Consider the following 22,249-nt stretch of genomic DNA (forward strand, 5'->3'; position numbering starts at 1 on the left):
AAGTTTTCAGATGATAGAATTAGAAGAGGAAGGAATTGCGTTATGTCAAAATTAAATGTTGACCAGAAAACAATAAAAGATTTATTTCAGAGTAAAAAATCGGACTTTTTAATACCGGATTATCAAAGACCTTATGCGTGGGGCGAAGCTGAATGCAGGACGCTTTGGGACGATATATTTTCTTTTGCTATTCCTGATGAAGGGAAGACAGAATTTGATAGTAATAGCGAGTATTTCCTCGGTCCGATTGTAACTTTTAGAAATGAAGATAAATTAGAGGTTATTGATGGACAGCAGAGATTGACAACTCTTATGCTACTTTTAAGAGCGTTCTATTCTAAGTTCGGTCATATGCAGGACAAGGCTTCTATATCAACAAAGCAGAACATTGAAAAGTGTTTATGGAAAACTGATGAATTTGGCGAGCCTGATATGTCACAGCTCAAGATAGATTCTGAGGTTGCCACTGATAATGATAAAGAAGAATTTCTTGAGATATTAAGAACAGGAAGTGTCAATAAAGAAATGAAAAGCAAATATGCTTGCAACTTCAGATTCTTTCAGGATAATATTGATGAATTTTTGTCCAAATATCCTACTTACTTTGCTTATTTACCTACCCGTATTATGAATAACTGTATTCTCCTTCCGATTGAAGCTGAATCGCAGGATACAGCGTTGCGGATTTTCTCAACGCTTAATGATAGAGGAAAGCCGTTGTCTGATGCGGATATTTTTAAGGCACAGTTTTATAAGCATTTTTCTAAATTGGGTAAAAAAGAAGAATTTATTACTCAATGGAAAAAGCTCGAAGAACTTTGCGAGAGAATATTCCACCCGATTTCTGGTACACCGATGGACGAATTGTTTACAAGATATATGTATTTTGTTCGTGCAAAAATGGGAATTGTATCTTCTACAACAGAAGCTTTAAGAAAGTTTTATGAGAAAAACTCGTATGCCCTTTTGAAAGACACTAATACATTAACCGAATTGATTGTATTGGCTGAATTTTGGGAAGATGTTTCCAACCAAGATACCGATAGATTTTCAAATAGAGTTTTGAAGCAATTTTTTGTATTGAACTATGCTCCAAACGGAATGTGGACATATTTTGTATCCGTATATTTTATGCAAAATAAAGATGATGAAGGTTTGCTTGATGACGAGAAGTTCTATACATTCTTGCAAAAGATAACTGGATTTATATGGACGTATGCTATTACAAATCCGGGCGTAAATGCACTTAGAACTCCAGTGTATGCTGAGATGGTAAATATCGTAAATGATAAGCCTGTTGAATTTTCAAAATACAAGTTCGATGCGGATACTATAAGAAGTATGTTTGATAATTTCAGCTTCAATAATGCACGTCCAATTACAAAAGCAATGATAGCTTGGTGGGCATATCAGAATGATAAACAGCCACTACTTTCACTTGAAACTACTTTTGAGATTGAACATATTTATGCTCGGAATAGAAATGAGAAAGAAAATTCATTAACAGATGCTCGAAATGTAGAGTCATTGGGCAATAAAGCATTACTTGAGAAAAGAATCAACATTCGTGCTTCTGATTATCGTTTTACGGATAAGAAGAAGTATTATGAGGGATTTACAAACAGTAAAGGTCAGGTGAAAGAGGGAACAGGTGTTGTTGAACTTCTTGATCTGACGGCTACATCGGCTGATTTTACCGAGAAAGATATTATTGACCGATATAAAAAGATGATTGATTGCTTTATCAATTACTTACAGAAGAATGGCTTGTTAAAATAAGAGCATAGAATGCGAAAAATATATTTTATTTGGAAAGGTACAGGAAATTTACTTGGAAAATAATAAAGCTGTTTTATTTGAATTAAATATAGAAAATGACAGATGCATATTCCCAAACACAATATCAGATGCAATCATTGATGCCAATGAAGAACTGAAAGATTTGGAAGGTAAACTAACTGAAACACTTGAAACCATACGCACACTAGTTAATTACAACTGAAGAAAGTGAATTGAAGAAAATGCAGATATTTGTAGATGCAGATGCGTGTCCGGTAGTGGACATTGTAGAGACAATAGCAGAGAAATACAATATTTCCACCACATTGCTGTGTGATACAAATCACATTTTGTATTCTGATTACAGCGATGTGATTGTGGTAGGTGCAGGAGCAGATGCAGTAGATTATAAACTGATCAGCATTTGTCATAAAGGGGATGTAGTAGTATCGCAGGATTATGGTGTCGCTGCTATGGCTCTTGGAAAAGGTGCATATGCTATTCACCAATCTGGCAAGTGGTACACGAATGATAACATAGATCAGATGCTTATGGAACGACATCTTAACAAGAAGGCAAGACGCAGCTCTCATAAGAATCATATGAAAGGACCGAGAAAGCGTACAGAAGAAGATGATGTACGTTTTGCACAGTCCTTTGAAAAACTTATAGAAGATATATGGCAGGAAAGGAACAGCAAACCAACCAAAGTGAAATAAAATTATGAGCAGTAAAGCAGAAAGCAGAAGAAAAAGTATCGGGATGACATCCGGCTCTTTATGGAAGAACATCTTCCTCTTTAGCATACCGTTGATGTGTTCTCAGATATTAGAAGTATTATTTAATTTAAGTGACGTAGCAATTGTAGGAAAATATGCAGGATATATCCCCCTTGGGTCGGTTGGCTCGACCACGCTGTTGGTGTCCTTATTTACCGGCTTCCTGATTGGAATGGGTGGCGGTGTTAATGTAAGGGTAGCGCATAAACTGGGCGTAGGCGATGCGAAGGGAACGGAAGAAACCGTGCACACGGCGGCATTGATTTGTCTGGTGGCAGGACTTATACTGTGCCTGATATGTAATATATTTGCGGAGCCATTTTTAAACATTTTACATACAAAATCAGAGTTTATGGATGGCGCAGTACTATATTTTCGGATCTATGCACTGGGGCTTCCGGCACTTGCAATTTACAATTTTGGAAATGGTGTTTTAAGTGCATCCGGCGAGACGAAGCTTCCACTTATTTATCTGAGTATTGCCGGTGTGTTAAATGTTTTGTTAAATCTTTTCTTTGTTATCCAGTGTAATATGGCAGCAGGCGGAGTGGCAATTGCCAGCGTTATTGCTCAGTATGTGTCAGCTATTTTGGTGGTTTCTCATCTGTGCCGGAGAAAGGATAGCTGCAGGCTTTACTTTTCCAGACTGCGTTTTCATAAGGAAGCGGCGAAAAGTGTGCTGATGCTTGGCGTTCCGGGCGGAATGCAGAATGCAATCTTTGCAATTGCAAATCTTTTTGTGCAGACCGGAGTCAACTCCTTTGATGCGGTTATGGTGTCCGGCAATTCAGCGGCAATCAATGCAGATACGCTGATTTTTAATATTATGATAGCATTTTATACGGCATGCGCCAGTTTCATGGGACAGAATATGGGGGCAGGAAACAGGGAACGCATGATAAAAAGTTACCGCATCAGTTTATTGTATTCGTTTCTGGCAGGCGCAATTTTTGGTGGGCTGCTGGTGGTTTTCGGAAGACAGTTCCTGTCTCTTTTTGCCAGCAAACCGGAGGTAATTGAAGCCGGAATGGAGCGGATTAAGATTATGGGATTTTCCTATGCACTTTCCGCATTTATGGACTGCACGATTGCGGCATCCCGCGGAATTGGAAAGAGCATTGTGCCGACCATTATTGTTATCATGGGCTCCTGCGTATTCCGTGTAATCTGGGTATATACAATTTTTGTATATTTTGGAACCATTGCATCCTTATATCTTTTGTATGCATTTTCCTGGTCGATTACAGCAATTGCCGAGATTATTTATTTCAAAGTATGCTTCCGGAAGCTTCGGATAGCGGCATAGAACCATAGAGTCATGGAAGAAAGTAAAAAAGAAAGCGGAAGAGAGAAAGAAAAATGGAAGAAAGACGTTCGGAAAATACAACGCTTTGCTATATAGAAAAGGAAAATTGCTACCTGATGATGCACCGGGTGAAGAAAAGCCATGATGTAAATAAAGATAAATGGGTTGGTGTTGGCGGTCATTTTGAAGCCGGAGAATCTCCGGAAGAATGCCTGCTTCGGGAAGTAAAAGAAGAAACCGGGCTTACTTTGGATGCCTATCGGCTGCGGGGCGTGGTAACTTTTGATTCCGATGCGTGGCCGACGGAGTATATGTTTCTATATACGGCAGATGAATTCCACGGTACGATGAGCGAGTGTGACGAAGGAACACTGGAATGGGTGCCAAAGGAAGAAGTATATGACCTGCCAATCTGGGAAGGTGATAAGATATTTTTCCGGCTGTTAGAAGAGAGGGAGAGCTTCTTTTCACTGAAATTATCCTATCAGGGAGATACTTTGACCCATGCCATATTAGATGGGACAACCCGATTGAAATAAAAGTAAATTATAAGTAGAAATAAGCAACCAGATACCATTAATTAGAAAAACTAATTAGTGGTATTACTATATATAATTGGTCTTTATAAGCAAATGACGTTATAATGTAAGTAGCATTGAGCAGTGCCAGACCTTATAAGCAGTCCGTTGGGCTGCTGGCAGTCCAAACGGGCTGCTTATAAGGTCTGATAGGGCGAAAGCCCGTAGTATGGAAATGCGAAGCATTTCCATACTTGCACTGAAAAAATAAAGAGCAAGATAAAGAATAATTTCAGGAGGAAGAACAATGGATTACAAGAACGCAGGCGTGGATATTGAGGCAGGATATAAGTCCGTAGAACTGATGAAGGAGCATGTAAAGAAGACCATGCGTCCAGAGGTTCTTGGAGGACTGGGCGGATTTTCCGGAGCATTTTCATTAGAGAAGATTAAAGAAATGGAAGAACCGGTACTGTTATCCGGAACAGATGGCTGTGGCACGAAAGTAAAGCTCGCCATGATTATGGACAAGCATGATACCATCGGTATTGATGCAGTAGCAATGTGTGTAAATGATATTGCCTGTGCAGGTGGAGAACCATTATTCTTCTTAGATTATATTGCATGTGGTAAGAATTATCCGGAGAAAATTGCAGCCATCGTAAAAGGTGTAGCAGAAGGATGTCTTCAGTCTGATGCGGCATTAATTGGTGGAGAGACCGCAGAGCATCCTGGTCTGATGGCGGAGGATGAATATGACCTGGCTGGATTTGCAGTAGGTGTATGTGATAAGAAAGATATGATTACCGGCGAGACCCTGGCAGACGGTGATGTTCTGATTGGTATGGCATCAACCGGAGTACATTCCAATGGATTTTCACTGGTTCGTAAAATCTTTACTATGGATAAAGAAACCCTTGATACATACCATGAAGAACTGGGAACTACTTTGGGAGAAGCATTACTTGCACCAACCAGAATTTATGTAAAAGCACTGCGTGCCATCAAAGATGCCGGCATCCGTGTAAAAGCCTGCAGCCATATCACAGGCGGTGGTTTCTATGAAAATGTTCCACGTATGCTTCCGGAAGGAAAACATGCAGTGATTGAAAAGAACAGCTATCCGATTCCACCAATCTTTACCCTGATGGCAAAAGAAGGAAATGTAGAAGAGAAAATGATGTACAATACCTACAACATGGGACTAGGTATGGTACTTGCAGTTGCACCGGAAGATGTAGATAAAACCATGGAAGCAATCAAATCTGCCGGAGACAAGCCATATGTTGTTGGTAAGATTGAAAACGGAGAAAAGGGTGTTACATTATGCTAAAAGTTGCAGTATTAGTATCCGGTGGTGGAACCAATCTTCAGGCAATTATCGATGCCATGGATAATGGAACCATTACCAATGCAAAGATAGAAGTGGTAATCAGTAATAATCCGAATGCCTATGCCTTAGAGCGTGCAAAAAAACATAATATCAAGGCACTTTGCATTTCTCCGAAATCCTATGAGAACCGGGCGGCATTCAATGCTGATTTCTTAGAAAAATTGAATGAATATAAAGTAGATTTGGTGGTGCTGGCAGGATTTTTGGTGGTAATTCCACCGGAAATGATTGCACAGTACCGCAACCGGATAATCAATATTCATCCATCCCTGATTCCATCTTTCTGTGGAACAGGCTTCTATGGATTAAAAGTCCACGAAGGAGCACTTTCCCGTGGAGTGAAGGTAACAGGAGCTACGGTGCATTTTGTGGATGAAGGAACAGATACCGGTCCAATCATTTTACAGAAAGCAGTTGCAGTAGAAGAGGATGATACGCCGGAGATTCTGCAGCGTCGTGTGATGGAACAGGCAGAGTGGAAAATTATGCCACAGGCAATTGATTTAATTGCCAATGGAAGAGTAAAAGTCGAAGACGGGAAAGTGAAGATTCTTCCAAAAGCAGACCATTAGAATTGAGTAAAAGTAAATAAAGATTAAGTAGAAATGAATGAAAAATAGAAGAAAAATAACCGGATTAGGAGGAGCAGCATGAAAGTATTAGTAGTTGGAAGCGGCGGAAGAGAGCATGCAATTGTGACAAGCGTAGCAAAGAGCAGCCATGTAGATAAGATTTATTGTGCACCGGGCAATGCCGGAATCGGACAGCTGGCAGAATGTGTGAACATTGGAGCTATGGAATTTGACAAGCTGGTAGCTTTTGCAAAGGAAAAAGAGATTGATTTTACCATCGTAGGAATGGATGATCCATTGGTTGGTGGAATTGTAGATGTATTTGAAGCAGAAGGATTAAAAGTATTCGGACCGAGAAAGAATGCTGCAATCTTAGAGGGATCCAAAGCATTTTCCAAAGATTTGATGAAGAAATATAACATTCCGACCGCAGGATATGAGACCTTTGATGACCCGAAAAAGGCATTGGAGTATCTGGAAACTGCAAAAATGCCAATCGTATTAAAGGCAGACGGACTGGCACTTGGTAAAGGTGTTCTGATTTGTAACACCTTGGAGGAAGCGAAAGCCGGAGTAAAAGAAATCATGGAAGATAAGAAATTTGGTTCTGCCGGCAACCATATGGTAATAGAAGAGTTCATGACAGGCCGTGAAGTATCCGTGCTTTCTTTCGTAGATGGCAAGACCATTAAGATTATGTCTTCCGCACAGGACCACAAACGTGCCAAAGATGGAGACCAGGGCTTAAATACCGGTGGAATGGGTAACTTCTCTCCAAGTCCTTTCTATACCAAAGAAGTAGATGATTTCTGTAAGAAATATATCTATCAGGCAACCGTAGATGCCATGGCAGCAGAAGGAAGACCATTTGTAGGTGTTATTTTCTTCGGTCTGATGTTGACAGAGGATGGACCAAAGGTATTAGAGTACAATGCCCGTTTTGGTGACCCGGAGGCTCAGGTAGTTCTTCCGAGAATGAAAAATGACATCATTGATGTAATGGAAGCCTGCGTAGACGGTAAATTAGATACTATTGATTTACAGTTTGAAGACAATGCAGCCGTATGCGTTGTTCTTGCATCTGACGGATATCCGGTGGCATATGAAAAAGGATTTGAAATCAAAGGCCTTGAGAACTTTGATGGCAAAGAAGGTTACTACTGTTTCCATGCTGGAACCAAGTTAAATGAGGAAGGAAAAATTGTAACCAACGGAGGCCGTGTACTTGGCATCACAGCCAAGGGAGCTACCTTAAAAGAAGCAAGAGCCAATGCTTATAAGGCAACGGAGTGGGTAGACTTCGATAACAAGTATATGCGCCATGACATTGGAAAATCCATAGATGAAGCATAAAGTTAAAGAATGATTTAACGAATCGACAAAATAGAAAGATAAGAAAAGTATCCGTAAAAAACAGAAAAATTTACGGGTACTTTTTCTATACTTAAAAATGCAATGCAATAAAGAGACGAGAATCAATGACGAATTCTTGAAATTAAAACAAGACATAATAAATTTTGATAAAATAAAAACCAATCATACTACGATAATTCAATTCATATTAGAACAGACCGGTTCATATTGGGATAGACCAATTCTTCCGCCCATCCCCCAGTCCGGCACATTCCCTTCTTCTAAAAAATAATAAAATCAGAAAACAAATTAACATAAATCTTAAAAGAAAGATTTTAAGATTACATAATATATAAAATAACAAAAAATGATAAGACAACTTGCAGGAGAAAAAGAAAATGCACAAGCTGCAATCATAAATTTGTAATGTTAAATTTTCTACTCTTGCGCTTGGTGGGATTATCCGATACAATATTAATTTAGAATATACTCTAAACAGTGAAAAAACTAGCGCAGGAGGTGCCGTAGCATGAGTCTGGCAGATAAAATTTTTATCGATATGTGTCAGGATATATTGGACAACGGGGTAAGTACAGAAGGAGAAAAGGTCCGCCCACATTGGGAGGATGGAACCAGTGCTTATACAATTAAGAAATTCGGAGTGGTAAACAGATATGATTTATCCAAAGAATTTCCGGCAATAACATTACGGAAGACAGCAATTAAGAGCTGTACCGATGAGATGCTGTGGATCTGGCAGTTAAAATCCAACAATGTCAATGATTTACACAGCCATGTCTGGGATGAATGGGCAGATGAGACAGGCTCCATTGGAAAAGCCTATGGCTATCAGATGGGAGTGAAACATAAATATAAAGAAGGAATGTTTGATCAGGTAGACCGTGTCATTTATGACCTTAAAAATAATCCTTTCAGCAGAAGAATCATGACCAATATTTATGTGCATCAGGATTTAAGCGAGATGCATCTTTATCCATGTGCATACAGCATGACTTTTAATGTGACCCAGAAGAAAGGGGACGACAAGCTGACATTGAATGCAATTTTAAACCAGCGTTCCCAGGATATACTTGCAGCCAATAACTGGAATGTCTGTCAGTATGCAGTACTGATGCATATGCTGGCACAGGTTTGTGATATGCATGTGGGAGAACTGGTGCATGTAATTGCAGATGCGCATATTTATGACCGGCATATTCCTATTATAAAGGAACTGATCCAGAGACCGACTTATGATGCACCGACATTCTGGCTGAATCCGGATGTAAAGGATTTCTATGAATTTACCAGAAACGATGTACGTCTTGATAATTATGTAACAGGACCGCAGATTCAGGATATTCCAATCGCAATATAAAAAGGAGCAGGTGAAAGAGATGAATTTAATCGCAGCAGTAGATGCTAATTGGGCAATTGGCTATAAGAATAAATTACTGGTAAGCATTCCGGATGATATGAAATTCTTCCGTCAGACGACAACCGGCAAAGTGGTGGTCATGGGACGTAAGACACTGGAAAGTTTTCCAAATGGACAGCCGCTTAAGAACCGTGTCAATATTGTATTGACCAGTGATAAGAACTATAAAGTGAAGGATGCCATTGTGGTGCATGATTTAGACGAACTGCATAAAGAGTTAGAGCAGTATAACAGTGAGGATGTCTATGTTATTGGCGGTGAAAGCATTTACCGTCAGCTTTTAGATGAATGTGATGTGGCACATATTACAAAGATTGATTATGCATATGATGCAGATGCATATTTTCCGAATCTGGATGAGAAGGAAGAGTGGCAGATTACGGAAGACAGTGACGAACAGACCTATTTTGATCTGGAATATTACTCCTTGAAATATGAGAGAATAAGATAAGCAGAAAGAAACGTGTAGGAAATGAATAATCTGATTTTCAGTTTAAATACCACCATGCCGATTTTTTTAGTGATGGTAATTGGTTACGTTCTTAAACAGTTTGGTATGCTCAATGATAATTTCGTGACGGTGGCAAACAAGTTTAATTTTAAAGTGACATTGCCATTTATGCTTTTCCGGGATATTTCTACCGTGAATATCCGGGAAATATTTGACTTAAAATATGTGCTGTTCTGTGCACTGGCAAGTACCGCCTGTTTCTGGGTAATCTGGGGAGCCACAAAGCTTTTTGTAAAGGATAAATCCATCCGTGGTGCATTTGTGCAAAGCTCCTTCCGGAGCAGTGCCGCAGTCATGGGACTTGCCTTTATTGAAAATATTTATGGCAGTTCTGCCATGGGACCATTGATGATTATCGGGGCAGTACCGCTTTATAATATTTTTTCTGTTATTGTACTGACCTTTGAAGCCAATGAAGATGGTGAAGACAAGGACAGCGCACATGGTGGCAGAATCAAGAAAGCATTTCTTAACATATTAAAGAATCCGATTATCCTTGGAATTGCCTTTGGTATGGTGGCAGCATTATTGTCCCTTGATTTTCCTGCCATGGTAGATAAGACCATTGAGAATGTGGCAAAGATGGCAACACCACTGGCGTTGATTGCACTGGGTGCAGGCTTTGAGGGAAGAAAAGCCCTGGCAAAAATCAGACCGACCCTTGCAGCATCTGCAATCAAGCTTGTGATACAGCCGCTTTTACTACTTCCGGTGGCAGCAGCCTTGGGATTTACTGGAGAAAAAATGATTGCAATTCTGATTATGCTTGCATCACCGACGACACCGAGCTGCTATATTATGGCAAAGAACATGAAAAATGATGGTGTGCTGACGGCAAGTATTATTGTGACGACGACACTTTTAGGAGCATTTACCTTAACTGGCTGGATTTTTATCCTTAAGACCATGGGATTGATATAGAGGAGGACGTTAGATGGATATTACAGGAAGAAAATTATTTGTAAAGGCGATGATGGAAGAAGGCGTGGATACCATATTTGGCTATCCGGGCGGAATGGTCACCGACCTTTTTGATGAATTATATAAACAGGATGATATTCACCTGGTGCTTCCCAGACATGAGCAGGGACTGATTCATGAGGCAGAAGGATATGCGAGAGCTACCGGAAAGCCAGGCGTATGCCTGGTAACCAGCGGACCGGGTGCCACCAATATTATTACAGGACTCGCAGATGCGCATTTTGACAGCATTCCGCTTGTCTGTATTACCGGTCAGGTGCCACTTCCGTTGATTGGAAATGATGCCTTTCAGGAGGTTGATATTGTAGGAATGACCCGTTCCATAACAAAATACGGCGTAACCGTTCGGGACAGAAAAGATTTGGGAAAAATAATCCGCATGGCATTTCACATTGCAACCACCGGAAAACCGGGACCGGTTCTTGTGGATATCCCAAAGGATATCCAGTTAGAGAGTGGACCATCCGATTATCCAAAGAGTGTGCAGATTCGTGGTTACAAGCCAAATGAAGGCGTACATATCGGACAGTTGAAAAAGGCATATAAGCTTTTAAAGAGTGCCAAGAAACCATTGATTCTTGCCGGAGGCGGAATCAACATTGCCCGTGCCAATGATATTTTTGATGAATTTGTTACTAAAATGCAGGTGCCGGTTGTTACTACCATTATGGGAAAAGGAGCCATTGGCACATCCAATCCTTATTATATGGGAAACTGCGGTATGCATGGAAGATATGCAGCCAATATGGCAGTTTCTGAGTGTGATGTATTATTCTCCATCGGAACAAGATTCAATGACCGCATTACCGGCGATTTGAATGAGTTTGCGCCAAAGGCAAAAATTGTTCATGTGGATGTGGATACAGCATCCATTTCCAGAAATGTTGTGGTGGATGTACCGGTAGTAGCAGATGCAAGAACCGCACTGGAAAAATTATCAGAGTGGGCAGAACCGAAGAAAACAACAGCCTGGATAGCCCGCATTGAGGAATGGAACAAAGAAAATCCTCTGGAAATGCGAAGAGATAAGGGACTTTCCCCACAGATGATTATGGAAGGAATCAATGAGCATTTCAAAGGAGCCATTATTGCAACAGATGTTGGGCAGCATCAGATGTGGGCAACCCAGTATCTTGAGATGGAACGTGGCGGAACCTTTATTACATCAGGGGGCCTTGGAACAATGGGCTTTGGATTCCCGGCAGCAGTCGGAGCAAAAATCGGCTGTCCGGAAAAAGAGGTTATCTGTATCACCGGAGATGGTGGATTTCAGATGAATATGCAGGAAATGGCAACTGCAGTATGCCAGGATGCACCGGTAATTGTCTGCATTTTAAATAATTTTTATCTTGGCATGGTTCGCCAGCAGCAGCAGCTTTTCTACGGAAAACGTTATTCTGCAACCTGCCTGCGTCAGCATAAGGAATGTCCGAACAACTGTAAGGGACCGGGAAAAGACTGTCCGGTATATGAACCGGATTTTGTGAAATGGGCAGAAAGCTATGGCGCAAAGGGTATTCGTGTAACGAACACCGAAGAAATGAATGCAGCCTTCGAAGAGGCAAAGAAGAATAAAAAGACTTCTACCGTAATAGAATTTATGATTGCAACAGAGGACATTGTACTTCCGATGGTTAAGAGTGGAACTGCAATGAGCCAGATGATTTTGAAATAGGAGGAACGTTGGTATGAAAAACAGATGGATTGCATTATATGTAGAAAACCAGGTTGGTGTACTGGCGAAGGTTTCCGGACTTTTTTCCGGCAAATCCTATAACCTCCAGAGTCTTACCGTAGGAACCACGGAAGATGAGAGTGTGTCCCGTATGACAATCTGTGTAACCAGTGATGATATTACATTTGAACAGATTAAGAAGCAGTTAAACAGTATGGTAGAGGTCATTAAGGTAATTGATTTAACCAATGTACCAATCCATATGAAAGAGATTCTTTTTGCAAAAGTGCTGCATTGCAGCGTGGAAGATAAAGCGGAGGTATTTCAGATTGCAACAACCTTTAAAGTAGATGTGGCAGATATTGGGGAAGACAGCGTATTGTTAGAGTGCAAGCTGACAGAACGCCGCAACAATGAACTGATAGCTCTTTTAAAACGCCGCTTCAGGACCATCGAAGTAGTGCGTGGCGGGGCAGTAGCCATTGAATCAATCAGCACATCCTGCCGGTAATATTAAATACCGGGAATATGGGAAGTCCGTAATGCGGAATTCCCATATTTTTTATAATCTTTTTTTCAACAGTGCAATAAACTTCTCAAACTGCAATGGTGTTCCCTGAATTTCCTGTACCTTCAGGCGGTTCTTTTCGTTGAAGCCTACAAGAATATTATGATTTGCTTCTGCTAAGTAGTCGATGATACCGTCGATATCGGATTTTAAGTTCTTCGGACACTGGATGTATAAGTGCTTTTTCGCAGAGATACACAGCGTATAGGAGATACTGAAATGGTACCAGAAGAACTTGTGCAGGGTGGAATGTTTATAAAGCCAGATGATTTCCTGAATCGGAACAAAGGCAATTCCATCCGTAGAGATTTCAATAAAGAAATGCTCGGTAATAAACATATCTTCCGTAGCCAGCTGTGGCAGTGTCGCCAGTTCTTCTTCTGCCTGCATAAGAAGAGTCTTCGGAGAACCGAACCGGGCAAGCTGCTGGCAGGGCGGTGACAGCCATGGAAAATGAATGTATACAAAATAACATATGATACTGAAAATGGCATAAAGTCCACTGCATGCAAAAAGCAGGATCAGAAAGATACTGAAGCCGTAACGGAAACCGGGCTCACTGATATAATAGGAGGAGCTTTCTCCGTAAATACCGCTGTCTGTCCAGTTCAAATCTGCTGCAATTTTAGAAAGCAGGGTATGGTAGGATTTTGTTGCGGTCTGGATTTTGGCATGAACGGTTACTTTGTTAATATTCGGAAGTCCTTCTTCGCTGGTCTTCGGAGAGAGCAGTACGATATTACAGCACCCATCCTGAATCGTATAGTAGTAATATCCATGGGTCTGCCCTAAGACTTCCTGTGTGTATCCGGTAAATTTTAAATCCGTCAGCGTAATACTGACATACCGGTCATTCTCTTTATATAATTTATCAAGAGAAGTTTTTTCGTTGATAACCTTCGGACTTAAGATGGTGCCGATGGGAAAGATAATCCAAAGAACAATCAACAGTATCATATATAGAATCGGCGAAAAAAGCTTATGCCGGTAAAGACTTTTGATGTGGTTGGATATATAGTGGTCTAATTGGTTTGTCATAATTCCTCCCAGTAGTGTTATGATTTTAAGTATAAAGTTTTAGGGAAAAATAATCAAGCCTTAGGGAGCGACTACTTGCTTTTATCAGGGAAAATTGTTAGTATTACAGAAGAATAGGACAGAAAGAGTGGTTGTGTGGAAGCATATACAGAATTTGCAACAGTTTATGATACTTTTATGGACAATGTCCCTTACGAAGCATGGAAAAAATATCTGGTGGACATATTAAAAGCAGAGGGGATAAACGATGGTCTGCTTTTGGAACTTGGCTGTGGAACCGGAAGGATGACGAGGCTTTTAGCAGCAGAAGGTTATGATATGATTGGTGTGGACAATTCTGAGGAAATGCTCTCGGTAGCCAGAGAATATACCATGGAAAATACAGAGATACTGTATCTTCTTCAGGATATGCGGGAGTTTGAATTGTATGGAACCATCCGTGCGGTAGTAAGCGTCTGCGATTCCATGAATTATATCATGTCAGAAGAGGATTTAAGACAGGTATTTTCCCTGGTCAATAATTATCTCGACCCGGGCGGAATCTTTATTTTCGATATGAATACCAGATATAAATATGAGGAACTCTTAGGAGACAACAGCTTCTGCGAGACCAGAGAGGACAGCAGCTTTATCTGGGAAAATTATTATGACCCGGAGGAACAGGTCAATCAGTATGATTTAACACTTTTTATCAAAGAAGAGGATGATTTGTTCCAGAGATATGAAGAAACACATTTTCAGCGGGCGTATGAGATAGAAACCGTACGAAAATTAATCGAAGAAGCCGGTATGAAATGGGAAGGTGTCTTTGACGTAGAGACGGGAAAAGAACCGACAGCCTGCAGTGAACGGATTTATATCATCGCAAGAGAACAGGGGAAATAAGAAGAAAGAGGAAGAAAAAATGTCAGATTATATGGTGAGAGCAACAGCCGCAGATGGACAGATTCGTGCATTTGCGATTACATCAAAAGAGATGACGGAGGAAGCAAGAGTCCGTCATAACAGCAGCCCGATTGTAACAGCAGCATTAGGACGTGCCATGAGCGCAGCAGCAATGATGGGCAGCATGATGAAGGGAGAAAAAGACCTTCTGACCCTGCAGATTCAGGGCGATGGTCCGATGCATGGCCTTACGGTAACTGCCAATGCTAACGGGGGTGTAAAAGGCTATCCGGGCGTGGCAGACGTGATATTGCCACCCAATGCAGCCGGTAAATTAAATGTAGGCGGAGCCATTGGAAATGGTGTTTTAAGTGTCATAAAAGACATGGGATTAAAAGATCCGTATGTGGGACAGACAGAGCTTCAGACCGGTGAAATCGCAGAGGATTTAACCTATTATTTTGCAGTATCCGAGCAGGTACCATCTTCCGTGGGTTTAGGAGTTCTCATGAATAAGGACAATACAGTGCGTCAGGCAGGCGGGTTTATCATTCAGCTGATGCCGTTTACAGAGGATGCAGTCATTGATGCATTAGAGCAGAAAATCGCACAGATAGCATCCGTAACAGAAATGTTGGAAAAGGGTATGACACCGGAAATGATTTTAGAGGAAATCTTAGGAGAGATGAAGCTTGAAATCAATGATACGATGCCGGTTGCTTTCCACTGTGACTGTTCCAAAGAACGTGTGGCAAAAGCACTGGCAAGCTTAAGCAAGAAAGATTTGGATGATTTAATCAAGGATGAAGAACCGATTGAAGTAAAATGTCATTTCTGTAATGAGAATTATGTATTCAGTCCGGATGATTTAAGGGAGATAAGAAAATGAGAGATGGATTTATCAAAGTAGCAGCAGTAACACCAAAAGTAGTAGTTGCTGACCCGGTAGAAAATACCATTCGAATAAAAGCAGCAGTAATGGAAGCAGCAGCAAACGGAGCCAAAGTCATTGTGTGCCCGGAGCTTTGCATTACCGGATATACCTGTGGAGATTTATTTTTACAGGAGACTTTATTAAGAAGTGCAAGGGAGCGGCTTGTATGGCTGGCAAAGGAACTCGGTGCTTTGGATGCCGTTGTATTTGTTGGTCTGCCCCTGATGCATGAAGGCAAGCTTTATAATGTGGCAGCAGCTTTAAACAAAGGCGAGATTATCGGCATCGTGCCAAAGACCCATATTCCAAATTACAATGAATTCTATGAAGCAAGATACTTTACTCCGGGAAAAGAAGAAGCAGAGGGTGTAGATATTGCACCGGCTTATCATGTACCGATGGGAAGCCACATTTTGTTCCAGTGTGATGATGTATTGCCGGAGCTGGTAATCGGTGTGGAAATCTGCGAGGATGTCTGGACACCGAACCCACCGAGTATTTCCCATGCTCTGGCAGGAGCAACTTTAATCGTAAATCTTTCAGCCAGTGATGAGACAACCGGAAAGGATATTTACCGGAGAGAGCTTGTTGCAGGACAGTCTGCCCGCCTGCTCTGTGGCTATGTCTATGTCAGTGCCGGAGATGGAGAATCCACACAGGATGTAGTATATTCCGGGCATAATATCATTGCAGAAAACGGAGCGGTTTTAGCAGAATCCGAACGTTTTACCAATGAGACGGTATATTCTGAAATTGATATGGAACGTCTGGTATCCGAAAGACGGAGAATGAGCACTTTTGCAGCAGGCAGCAGAAGCGAGGATTATCTTAGATTTTCTTTCTTTATTGATAAATCAGATACCACACTGAGCCGTTTTGTGGATCCGGCGCCATTCGTTCCGGGCAATAAGGGCAAGCGTGATAAACGTTGTGAAGAGATTTTAGCTATTCAGTCCATGGGACTTAAGAAACGGTTAGAGCATACCAGATGTAAATGCGCAGTGGTAGGCATTTCCGGTGGACTGGATTCCACACTGGCACTTCTGGTTACGGTACAGGCGTTTGACCGGCTGAAGCTTCCGAGAGAGCAGATATATGCAGTTACCATGCCGGGCTTTGGAACCACTGACCGTACCTATGAGAATGCATTAAGTCTCATTCGCTGTCTTGGCGCAAAGCTGATAGAAGTAGATATCAAAGAAGCAGTACGCATTCATTTCCGGGATATTGGTCAGGATGAGAGCGTACATGATGTCACTTATGAAAATGGACAGGCAAGGGAACGTACCCAGATTCTGATGGACATTGCCAATAAGAATAATGGTATGGTAATCGGAACCGGAGATATGTCAGAGCTGGCATTGGGCTGGGCTACCTATAACGGTGACCATATGTCCATGTATGGAGTGAATGCATCCGTACCAAAGACTCTGGTGCGTCATCTGGTACACTACTATGCGGACACCTGTGGAAATAAGGAACTTTCAACTGTGCTGTATGATGTCTTAGATACACCGGTCAGCCCGGAACTGCTTCCGCCGGAAAATGGAAAAATCGCCCAGAAGACAGAGGATATTGTAGGACCGTATGAACTGCATGATTTCTATTTATATTATGTGATGCGATTTGGCTTTGCTCCGGCAAAAATATATCGTCTGGCACAGGTGGCATTTGCGGGGCAGTACGACAATGCGGTGATTTTGAAATGGTTAAAGACCTTCTACCGCCGTTTCTTCTCACAGCAGTTTAAACGTTCCTGTCTGCCGGATGGACCAAAGGTCGGTACGGTAGCAGTATCACCAAGAGGTGATTTGCGAATGCCAAGTGATGCATCGGCACGTATCTGGATGGATGAAATCGAACATCTGGAATAAAATGTGAAAAATGAACTACGAGAAAAGAACTGCTGCTCAAAATGGAGCGGCAGTTCTTTTATAAAAACTATATGTGCTTAAGTTGTTTTTCAAAAGATTCTTTTGCCTTGCTGCGGCCGAAAGCAAAGTTCCTGCCGTAGACGAAAGAGTACATGACAGCAGCCATTACAAATGCAGTAACCACATCAAATACAGAATGCTGTTTTAAGAACATGGTTGCAAGAATAATGCTGGCCATAAGAATGAAAGAAGCCAGCTTTAACTTCGGACGGTTCTTAAATTCTTTACTGCTACAGATTGCAATGTGAACACCGAGCGAATTATAAACATGAATACTTGGAAACAGGTTTGTCGGTGTATCGGTTGCATAAAGCCAGGCTACCATATGGGTGAAGACATTGTCATGCTCAAAGGAATGCGGGCGGAGATAATGTCCGTTTGGATAGAGGCTGGATACTACCAGAAATACGGTCATTCCCACAAACAGGAATGTACAGAGCCGGTAATAATCTTCTTTATTTTTGAAGAAAAAGTAAAGAACCGCATATGCGACATATCCAAACCATAACATATATGGTACGATGAAAAATTCTATAAATGGGATTTTATCATCCAGTGCAGTATGTATTACGTTGAAATTTGAAGTCACATGTTTTTCCAGATAGGCAAACCATGGAAAATATATGAATACATACAGCAGAACCCATGCGTGCTTATATTTTTGAAAAAATGCTTTGAGATTTTGCTTAAAGTTATCTTTTTTCAATATCGGATTCCCCTTCTTTAATGTAAGAATACTACTTCTATTTTGGAATTCTAGCACAGCATTTTTTAAAAAACAATGCTATAAAATTGAATTTAATAATTTTTATGGAATTCTTAAGATTTTAATGGAAAAGGAACATTTTCATTGTGCAAGAATACAAGAAAATGTATTTCATTTTTTAAATAAATATTACAAATGCGGGATTTCATTGACAAAGAAAAACGGTCAACTATAATGGAAACTAGCAAAATAGAAAGGTTAAGGGATATGAAGAAGAATGACGAGAAACAGCAGGAAACTGCGAAGGAAAAAATGAGCAGAAAAAAACTCCTTTGTGTAATCGGAATTCCTGTAGGAATATTAGTTGTGATTTATCTGGTACTGGCACTGTTTTTTCAGAGCCATTTTGCATTTCGTACCACGATAAATAATGTGGGGGTATCCGCTTCCTCAACCAGTGGTGTGGAAAAGAAGATTACGAAGCAGGCATCCAGGTATGAGATGAAGCTGGTGGAGCGTGAGGATAAGACAGAGAGCATCAATGGAACAGACATTGATATGGAGCCGGTATTTGATAAGCAGGTAAAAGAGCTTTTAAAGAAGCAGAATGGATTTGCATGGCCGTACTATCTTATTTCTCCACGGAAATACGAAGTGGAGACCATGATATCTTTTGATGAAGAAAAATTGAAGGATGTTCTGGATAATTTGTCCTGTATGGATGAAAGCAAATGGACGGATTCCGAAAATGCACAGATTAAGGATTATACAAAGGATGGCTATGAAGTGCAGCCGGAGGTATATGGAACAAAAATCGATAAGGATGCATTTACGGAGAAAATCAAAGAAGCCTTGGATAAAATGCAGCCGGAATTTGACCTTTCCGGGGAAGGCTGTTATGAAGACCCTAAGGTGAAAGAAGAGGATGATGTATTTCAGGATGCCTTGGATACCTTGAATAAATATACCCAGATGAAGATTACCTATCAGGCAGAAGGCAAGGATGATGTGGTTTTGGATGGAGAAACCATCAGTACCTGGCTTTCTGTGGATGATGATTTCAATGTGTCTGTAGATGATGAGGCATTGAGCGCTTATGTAAAAGCTATGGCAAAAAATTATAATACCGCCTATGGAAACCGGACACTGGATACCTCTTATGGACAGACAGTGACAATTTATGGTGGAAATTACGGATGGTGGGTAGATAATGCAGCTGAAAAGGAAATGATACTGGAGGATTTGAAAGCCGGTAAGGATGTAAAAAGAGAGCCGGTTTATTCCCAGACGGCTAACAGCCATGGTGAGAATGACTATGGTAATACATATGTGGAAATCAATCTGACCGCACAGCATTTGTTTTTCTATAAGAACGGATCACTGGTGGTAGAATCTGATTTTGTCTCCGGTAACCTTGCAAAGAATCATGGAACGCCGTCCGGCTCTTTTGGTGTTACTTATAAGGCAAAGGATGCGGTGCTTCGCGGCGAAGATTATGAGTCTCCGGTATCTTTCTGGATGCCGTTTAACGGTGGTGTTGGAATGCATGATGCCAGCTGGAGAAGTACTTTTGGTGGAACAATTTATAAAAGAAGCGGTTCACATGGATGTATCAATCTTCCATACAGTGCAGCAAAAACAATTTATGAAAATATAGAAGCTGGTTATCCGGTACTTGTTTATGAACTGCCGGGAACTGAGAGCCAGAAGGGCAAGGATATGGATGCAGCATCTGCAGTAGATGAGGCAATTACATCTATTGGAACAGTAACTCTGGACTCCGCAGGAACCATTGCGTCTGTCCGTTCCCAATACGATGCTTTATCTGACAGCGCCAAAGCATATGTAAAGAATCTGAATGTGCTGACAGCAGCTGAGTCAGCTCTGTCACAGTTGCAGTATGAACAGGCACTGCAGGAATTGCAGAATCAGGAAAGTATCGATGCACAGAATGTAACGAATACAATCATGGCATTGCCGGATACGATAACTGCCACAGATGCAGCAGCAGTAGCCAATGCAAGAAATGCCTATAATGCCTTAAGCGAGGGCGCAAAAGCGAAGGTACCGCAGAGTGCACTGGACAAGCTGGCAGCCGCTGAAGCAGCCTTGTAAAATAAAAGCAGGGAAAGAGAATATCGCTCCTGCTCCTGTGATTTGCTTCCGATAAGATGTATGCCTACATGGGACGTCGGAAATAAAATTGAAAATAGAAATGTAATAGAAATAACACCAGCCTCTGCCTGGATGATTGCAGATACATGAGGGAGGGCTGTTAGGGACTTATGAAATTCGTTCGGAAACAGGCAACGCCGGTACAGGGATGTACCGGCGAGGCGCAGATGAACATGGATGTGAATTTGCGCCGGTTGCCAGAAGCAGATACGCTTTTATCGAATTTCTAATGTCCCTTACAGCTCTCTCTCGTATCTTATTCATTCAGTCAGAGACTGGTGCTTTTATATTTTCACAGTTATTTATAAATCCTTATCTTGCATATGGAAAAATGTTGCCAAATAGCAATTGAGATGTTGCAGACTAGAACAGCAATATTGCAAAGAAACAAGGCACATAGTATAATATTATCAAGAAGTAAAAAATATAAATTATGTTGCTGACGAGCACAAAGACAGATGAATAATATCCTGTGAAAATGTGCCGGATAACAGGAACGGATGAAAATAAATCGAAAGGAGAATGTATTGATGAAGGAGCAGGTTTTGACAAGGTTTAAGGAATTATTTGGGGATGAAGGAGACATCCGTGTGTATTTTGCACCGGGACGTGTGAATCTGATTGGAGAGCATACGGATTACAACGGAGGTCATGTATTTCCATGTGCACTGACCATTGGAACTTATGGCGTGGCAAGAAAACGTGCCGATAAGAAACTGAGATTTTATTCCATGAATTTTGAACAGCTTGGTGTGCTGGAATCTTCCATTGAAGGCTTGAAGCCGGAGAAAGAAGCAGAATGGACAAATTATCCGAAGGGTGTTATCTGGGCATTTGGAGAAAAGGGCATGCAGGTAGATACCGGACTGGATTTGTTATTATTTGGAAATATCCCGAATGGTTCTGGACTTTCTTCTTCTGCATCTGTTGAGGTGCTGACCGGATATATCTTAAAGGACTTATTCGGATTTGGTGTAACGAATCAGGATCTGGCTTTAATCGGACAGTTTTCAGAGAATAAATTCAATGGTGTGAACTGTGGCATCATGGATCAGTTTGCCATTGCCATGGGAAAAGCAGAGCATGCGATTTTCTTAGACACGGCTACTTTAAAATATGAATATGCGCCGGTTCGTTTAAAAGATGCTAAAATTGTAATTTCCTGCAGCAATAAGAAGCGTGGTCTGGGTGATTCGAAATATAATGAACGTCGTGCAGAGTGTGAGGAAGCACTGGCAGAATTACAGAAGGTGGTGGACATCAAGAGTCTTGGTGAATTGTCTGAGGAACAGTTTGAAGAATATAAGGGAGCCATCGGAAGTGAGGTCCGTATGCGTCGGGCAAAGCATGCGGTATATGAGAACCAGAGAACCTTAAAAGCGGTGGAAGCCTTGAAAGAAAATGATGTGGAAACCTTTGGAAAGCTGATGAATGCATCCCATGTATCCTTAAGGGATGATTATGAAGTAACCGGAATTGAACTGGATACCTTAGTAGAAGAAGCCTGGAAGGTGGATGGAGTCATTGGATCCCGTATGACAGGTGCAGGCTTTGGCGGATGCACCGTCAGTATTGTAAAGGATGAAGCGGTAGAGCATTTTATTGAAGCAGTAGGCAGTGCCTATGAAAAGAAAATTGGATACAGCGCAGATTTCTATGTAGTAGAAATTGGAGACGGTCCATCCAGACTGGCATAAGAAACAG

General features: G+C 41.2%; 20 protein-coding genes. 18 read left to right on the plus strand and 2 right to left on the minus strand.

Annotated features, from left to right (window positions below):
- Positions 1–42: 42 nt before the first annotated feature.
- The 13 genes from DWV68_RS07905 (at position 43) to ilvN (ending at position 12,816) form a co-directional block, all read left to right on the plus strand.
- The gene (locus DWV68_RS07905) at positions 43–1,779 is read left to right on the plus strand and encodes a DUF262 domain-containing protein (protein ID WP_118665423.1); all 1,737 of its coding nucleotides are present in this window, start codon (positions 43–45) and stop codon (positions 1,777–1,779) included.
- A 52-nt stretch (positions 1,780–1,831) separates the two neighbouring features.
- Positions 1,832–2,002, plus strand: coding sequence for a hypothetical protein (locus DWV68_RS14405; protein WP_156454678.1), 171 nt, complete (start codon positions 1,832–1,834; stop codon positions 2,000–2,002).
- A gap of 19 nt (positions 2,003–2,021) precedes the next feature.
- Positions 2,022–2,498, plus strand: coding sequence for a YaiI/YqxD family protein (locus DWV68_RS07910; protein WP_118542204.1), 477 nt, complete (start codon positions 2,022–2,024; stop codon positions 2,496–2,498).
- A 4-nt stretch (positions 2,499–2,502) separates the two neighbouring features.
- Positions 2,503–3,864 carry an MATE family efflux transporter gene (locus DWV68_RS07915; RefSeq protein ID WP_118665425.1) on the plus strand — a complete coding sequence of 454 codons (1,362 nt, stop codon included), beginning with the start codon at positions 2,503–2,505 and terminating at the stop codon, positions 3,862–3,864.
- 53 nt (positions 3,865–3,917) lie between these two features.
- The gene (locus DWV68_RS07920) at positions 3,918–4,403 is read left to right on the plus strand and encodes an NUDIX hydrolase (protein ID WP_118087731.1); all 486 of its coding nucleotides are present in this window, start codon (positions 3,918–3,920) and stop codon (positions 4,401–4,403) included.
- 286 nt (positions 4,404–4,689) lie between these two features.
- Positions 4,690–5,715 carry a phosphoribosylformylglycinamidine cyclo-ligase gene (purM, locus tag DWV68_RS07925; protein ID WP_022243386.1) on the plus strand — a complete coding sequence of 342 codons (1,026 nt, stop codon included), beginning with the start codon at positions 4,690–4,692 and terminating at the stop codon, positions 5,713–5,715.
- A complete protein-coding gene (gene purN / locus DWV68_RS07930; protein ID WP_022243387.1) occupies positions 5,709–6,347 on the plus strand; it encodes a phosphoribosylglycinamide formyltransferase in 639 nt (212 codons plus the stop codon). The genes purM and purN overlap by 7 nt, the downstream gene beginning before the upstream one ends.
- Positions 6,348–6,425: 78 nt before the next feature.
- Positions 6,426–7,700, plus strand: a complete 1,275-nt coding sequence (gene purD, locus DWV68_RS07935; RefSeq protein ID WP_118665427.1) for a phosphoribosylamine--glycine ligase — start codon at positions 6,426–6,428, stop codon at positions 7,698–7,700.
- Between the two features lie 529 nt (positions 7,701–8,229).
- Positions 8,230–9,078 (plus strand): thymidylate synthase, encoded by an 849-nt coding sequence (gene thyA / locus DWV68_RS07940; RefSeq protein ID WP_118087728.1) that lies wholly within the window; start codon positions 8,230–8,232, stop codon positions 9,076–9,078.
- Positions 9,079–9,097: 19 nt separating this feature from the next.
- A complete protein-coding gene (locus DWV68_RS07945) occupies positions 9,098–9,589 on the plus strand; it encodes a dihydrofolate reductase (protein ID WP_118665429.1) in 492 nt (163 codons plus the stop codon).
- A 21-nt stretch (positions 9,590–9,610) separates the two neighbouring features.
- A complete protein-coding gene (locus tag DWV68_RS07950; protein WP_118665431.1) occupies positions 9,611–10,570 on the plus strand; it encodes an AEC family transporter in 960 nt (319 codons plus the stop codon).
- 13 nt (positions 10,571–10,583) lie between these two features.
- Complete coding sequence (gene ilvB / locus DWV68_RS07955) at positions 10,584–12,305, plus strand: biosynthetic-type acetolactate synthase large subunit (RefSeq protein WP_117947761.1); 1,722 nt, start codon at positions 10,584–10,586, stop codon at positions 12,303–12,305.
- 13 nt (positions 12,306–12,318) lie between these two features.
- Positions 12,319–12,816, plus strand: coding sequence for an acetolactate synthase small subunit (ilvN, locus tag DWV68_RS07960; protein WP_117698016.1), 498 nt, complete (start codon positions 12,319–12,321; stop codon positions 12,814–12,816).
- Between the two features lie 51 nt (positions 12,817–12,867).
- On the opposite strand, the gene DWV68_RS07965 is transcribed toward ilvN, so the two are convergent.
- Positions 12,868–13,911 (minus strand): DUF6709 family protein, encoded by a 1,044-nt coding sequence (locus DWV68_RS07965; RefSeq protein WP_118665433.1) that lies wholly within the window; start codon positions 13,909–13,911, stop codon positions 12,868–12,870.
- Positions 13,912–14,046: 135 nt separating this feature from the next.
- Here DWV68_RS07965 and DWV68_RS07970 point away from each other — a divergent pair, with 135 nt between their 5' ends.
- Genes DWV68_RS07970 through DWV68_RS07980 form a run of 3 tightly spaced genes read left to right on the plus strand, consistent with a single transcriptional unit; the run spans position 14,047 to position 17,604 of the window.
- Positions 14,047–14,796, plus strand: coding sequence for a class I SAM-dependent DNA methyltransferase (locus DWV68_RS07970; RefSeq protein ID WP_118087725.1), 750 nt, complete (start codon positions 14,047–14,049; stop codon positions 14,794–14,796).
- 19 nt (positions 14,797–14,815) lie between these two features.
- The gene (gene hslO, locus DWV68_RS07975) at positions 14,816–15,685 is read left to right on the plus strand and encodes an Hsp33 family molecular chaperone HslO (RefSeq protein ID WP_022243396.1); all 870 of its coding nucleotides are present in this window, start codon (positions 14,816–14,818) and stop codon (positions 15,683–15,685) included.
- The gene (locus DWV68_RS07980; protein ID WP_118087724.1) at positions 15,682–17,604 is read left to right on the plus strand and encodes an NAD(+) synthase; all 1,923 of its coding nucleotides are present in this window, start codon (positions 15,682–15,684) and stop codon (positions 17,602–17,604) included. Before hslO ends, DWV68_RS07980 begins: the two co-directional genes overlap by 4 nt.
- Before the next feature lie 67 nt (positions 17,605–17,671).
- Here the strand turns inward: DWV68_RS07980 and DWV68_RS07985 are convergent, their stop codons facing one another.
- Positions 17,672–18,370, minus strand: a complete 699-nt coding sequence (locus DWV68_RS07985; protein WP_118665435.1) for a phosphatase PAP2 family protein — start codon at positions 18,368–18,370, stop codon at positions 17,672–17,674.
- 267 nt (positions 18,371–18,637) lie between these two features.
- On the opposite strand from DWV68_RS07985, the gene DWV68_RS07990 reads away from it, so the two are divergent.
- Together DWV68_RS07990 and DWV68_RS07995 are read left to right on the plus strand one after the other, a co-directional pair.
- A complete protein-coding gene (locus DWV68_RS07990) occupies positions 18,638–20,485 on the plus strand; it encodes a peptidoglycan binding domain-containing protein (protein WP_243089496.1) in 1,848 nt (615 codons plus the stop codon).
- Between the two features lie 590 nt (positions 20,486–21,075).
- Positions 21,076–22,242 carry a galactokinase gene (locus tag DWV68_RS07995; RefSeq protein WP_118665437.1) on the plus strand — a complete coding sequence of 389 codons (1,167 nt, stop codon included), beginning with the start codon at positions 21,076–21,078 and terminating at the stop codon, positions 22,240–22,242.
- Positions 22,243–22,249: the final 7 nt, after the last annotated feature.

Origin of the sequence: Roseburia sp. AF12-17LB (assembly GCF_003479605.1) — a bacterium.
GTDB classification, from domain to species: Bacteria; Bacillota; Clostridia; order Lachnospirales; family Lachnospiraceae; genus Roseburia_C; species Roseburia_C amylophila.

Bases quoted from the DNA above. Each gene is read 5' to 3' on its own strand.
- ilvN (WP_117698016.1), top strand. From the start codon at position 12,319: ATGAAAAACAGATGGATTGCATTATATGTAGAAAACCAGGTTGGTGTA.
- DWV68_RS07905 (WP_118665423.1), top strand. From the start codon at position 43: ATGTCAAAATTAAATGTTGACCAGAAAACAATAAAAGATTTATTTCAG.
- DWV68_RS07995 (WP_118665437.1), top strand. From the start codon at position 21,076: ATGAAGGAGCAGGTTTTGACAAGGTTTAAGGAATTATTTGGGGATGAA.
- purN (WP_022243387.1), top strand. From the start codon at position 5,709: ATGCTAAAAGTTGCAGTATTAGTATCCGGTGGTGGAACCAATCTTCAG.
- DWV68_RS07920 (WP_118087731.1), top strand. From the start codon at position 3,918: ATGGAAGAAAGACGTTCGGAAAATACAACGCTTTGCTATATAGAAAAG.
- purD (WP_118665427.1), top strand. From the start codon at position 6,426: ATGAAAGTATTAGTAGTTGGAAGCGGCGGAAGAGAGCATGCAATTGTG.
- hslO (WP_022243396.1), top strand. From the start codon at position 14,816: ATGTCAGATTATATGGTGAGAGCAACAGCCGCAGATGGACAGATTCGT.
- ilvB (WP_117947761.1), top strand. From the start codon at position 10,584: ATGGATATTACAGGAAGAAAATTATTTGTAAAGGCGATGATGGAAGAA.
- DWV68_RS07945 (WP_118665429.1), top strand. From the start codon at position 9,098: ATGAATTTAATCGCAGCAGTAGATGCTAATTGGGCAATTGGCTATAAG.
- DWV68_RS07980 (WP_118087724.1), top strand. From the start codon at position 15,682: ATGAGAGATGGATTTATCAAAGTAGCAGCAGTAACACCAAAAGTAGTA.
- DWV68_RS07915 (WP_118665425.1), top strand. From the start codon at position 2,503: ATGAGCAGTAAAGCAGAAAGCAGAAGAAAAAGTATCGGGATGACATCC.
- DWV68_RS07950 (WP_118665431.1), top strand. From the start codon at position 9,611: ATGAATAATCTGATTTTCAGTTTAAATACCACCATGCCGATTTTTTTA.
- thyA (WP_118087728.1), top strand. From the start codon at position 8,230: ATGAGTCTGGCAGATAAAATTTTTATCGATATGTGTCAGGATATATTG.
- DWV68_RS07990 (WP_243089496.1), top strand. From the start codon at position 18,638: ATGAAGAAGAATGACGAGAAACAGCAGGAAACTGCGAAGGAAAAAATG.
- DWV68_RS07910 (WP_118542204.1), top strand. From the start codon at position 2,022: ATGCAGATATTTGTAGATGCAGATGCGTGTCCGGTAGTGGACATTGTA.
- purM (WP_022243386.1), top strand. From the start codon at position 4,690: ATGGATTACAAGAACGCAGGCGTGGATATTGAGGCAGGATATAAGTCC.
- DWV68_RS07965 (WP_118665433.1), bottom strand. From the start codon at position 13,911: ATGACAAACCAATTAGACCACTATATATCCAACCACATCAAAAGTCTT.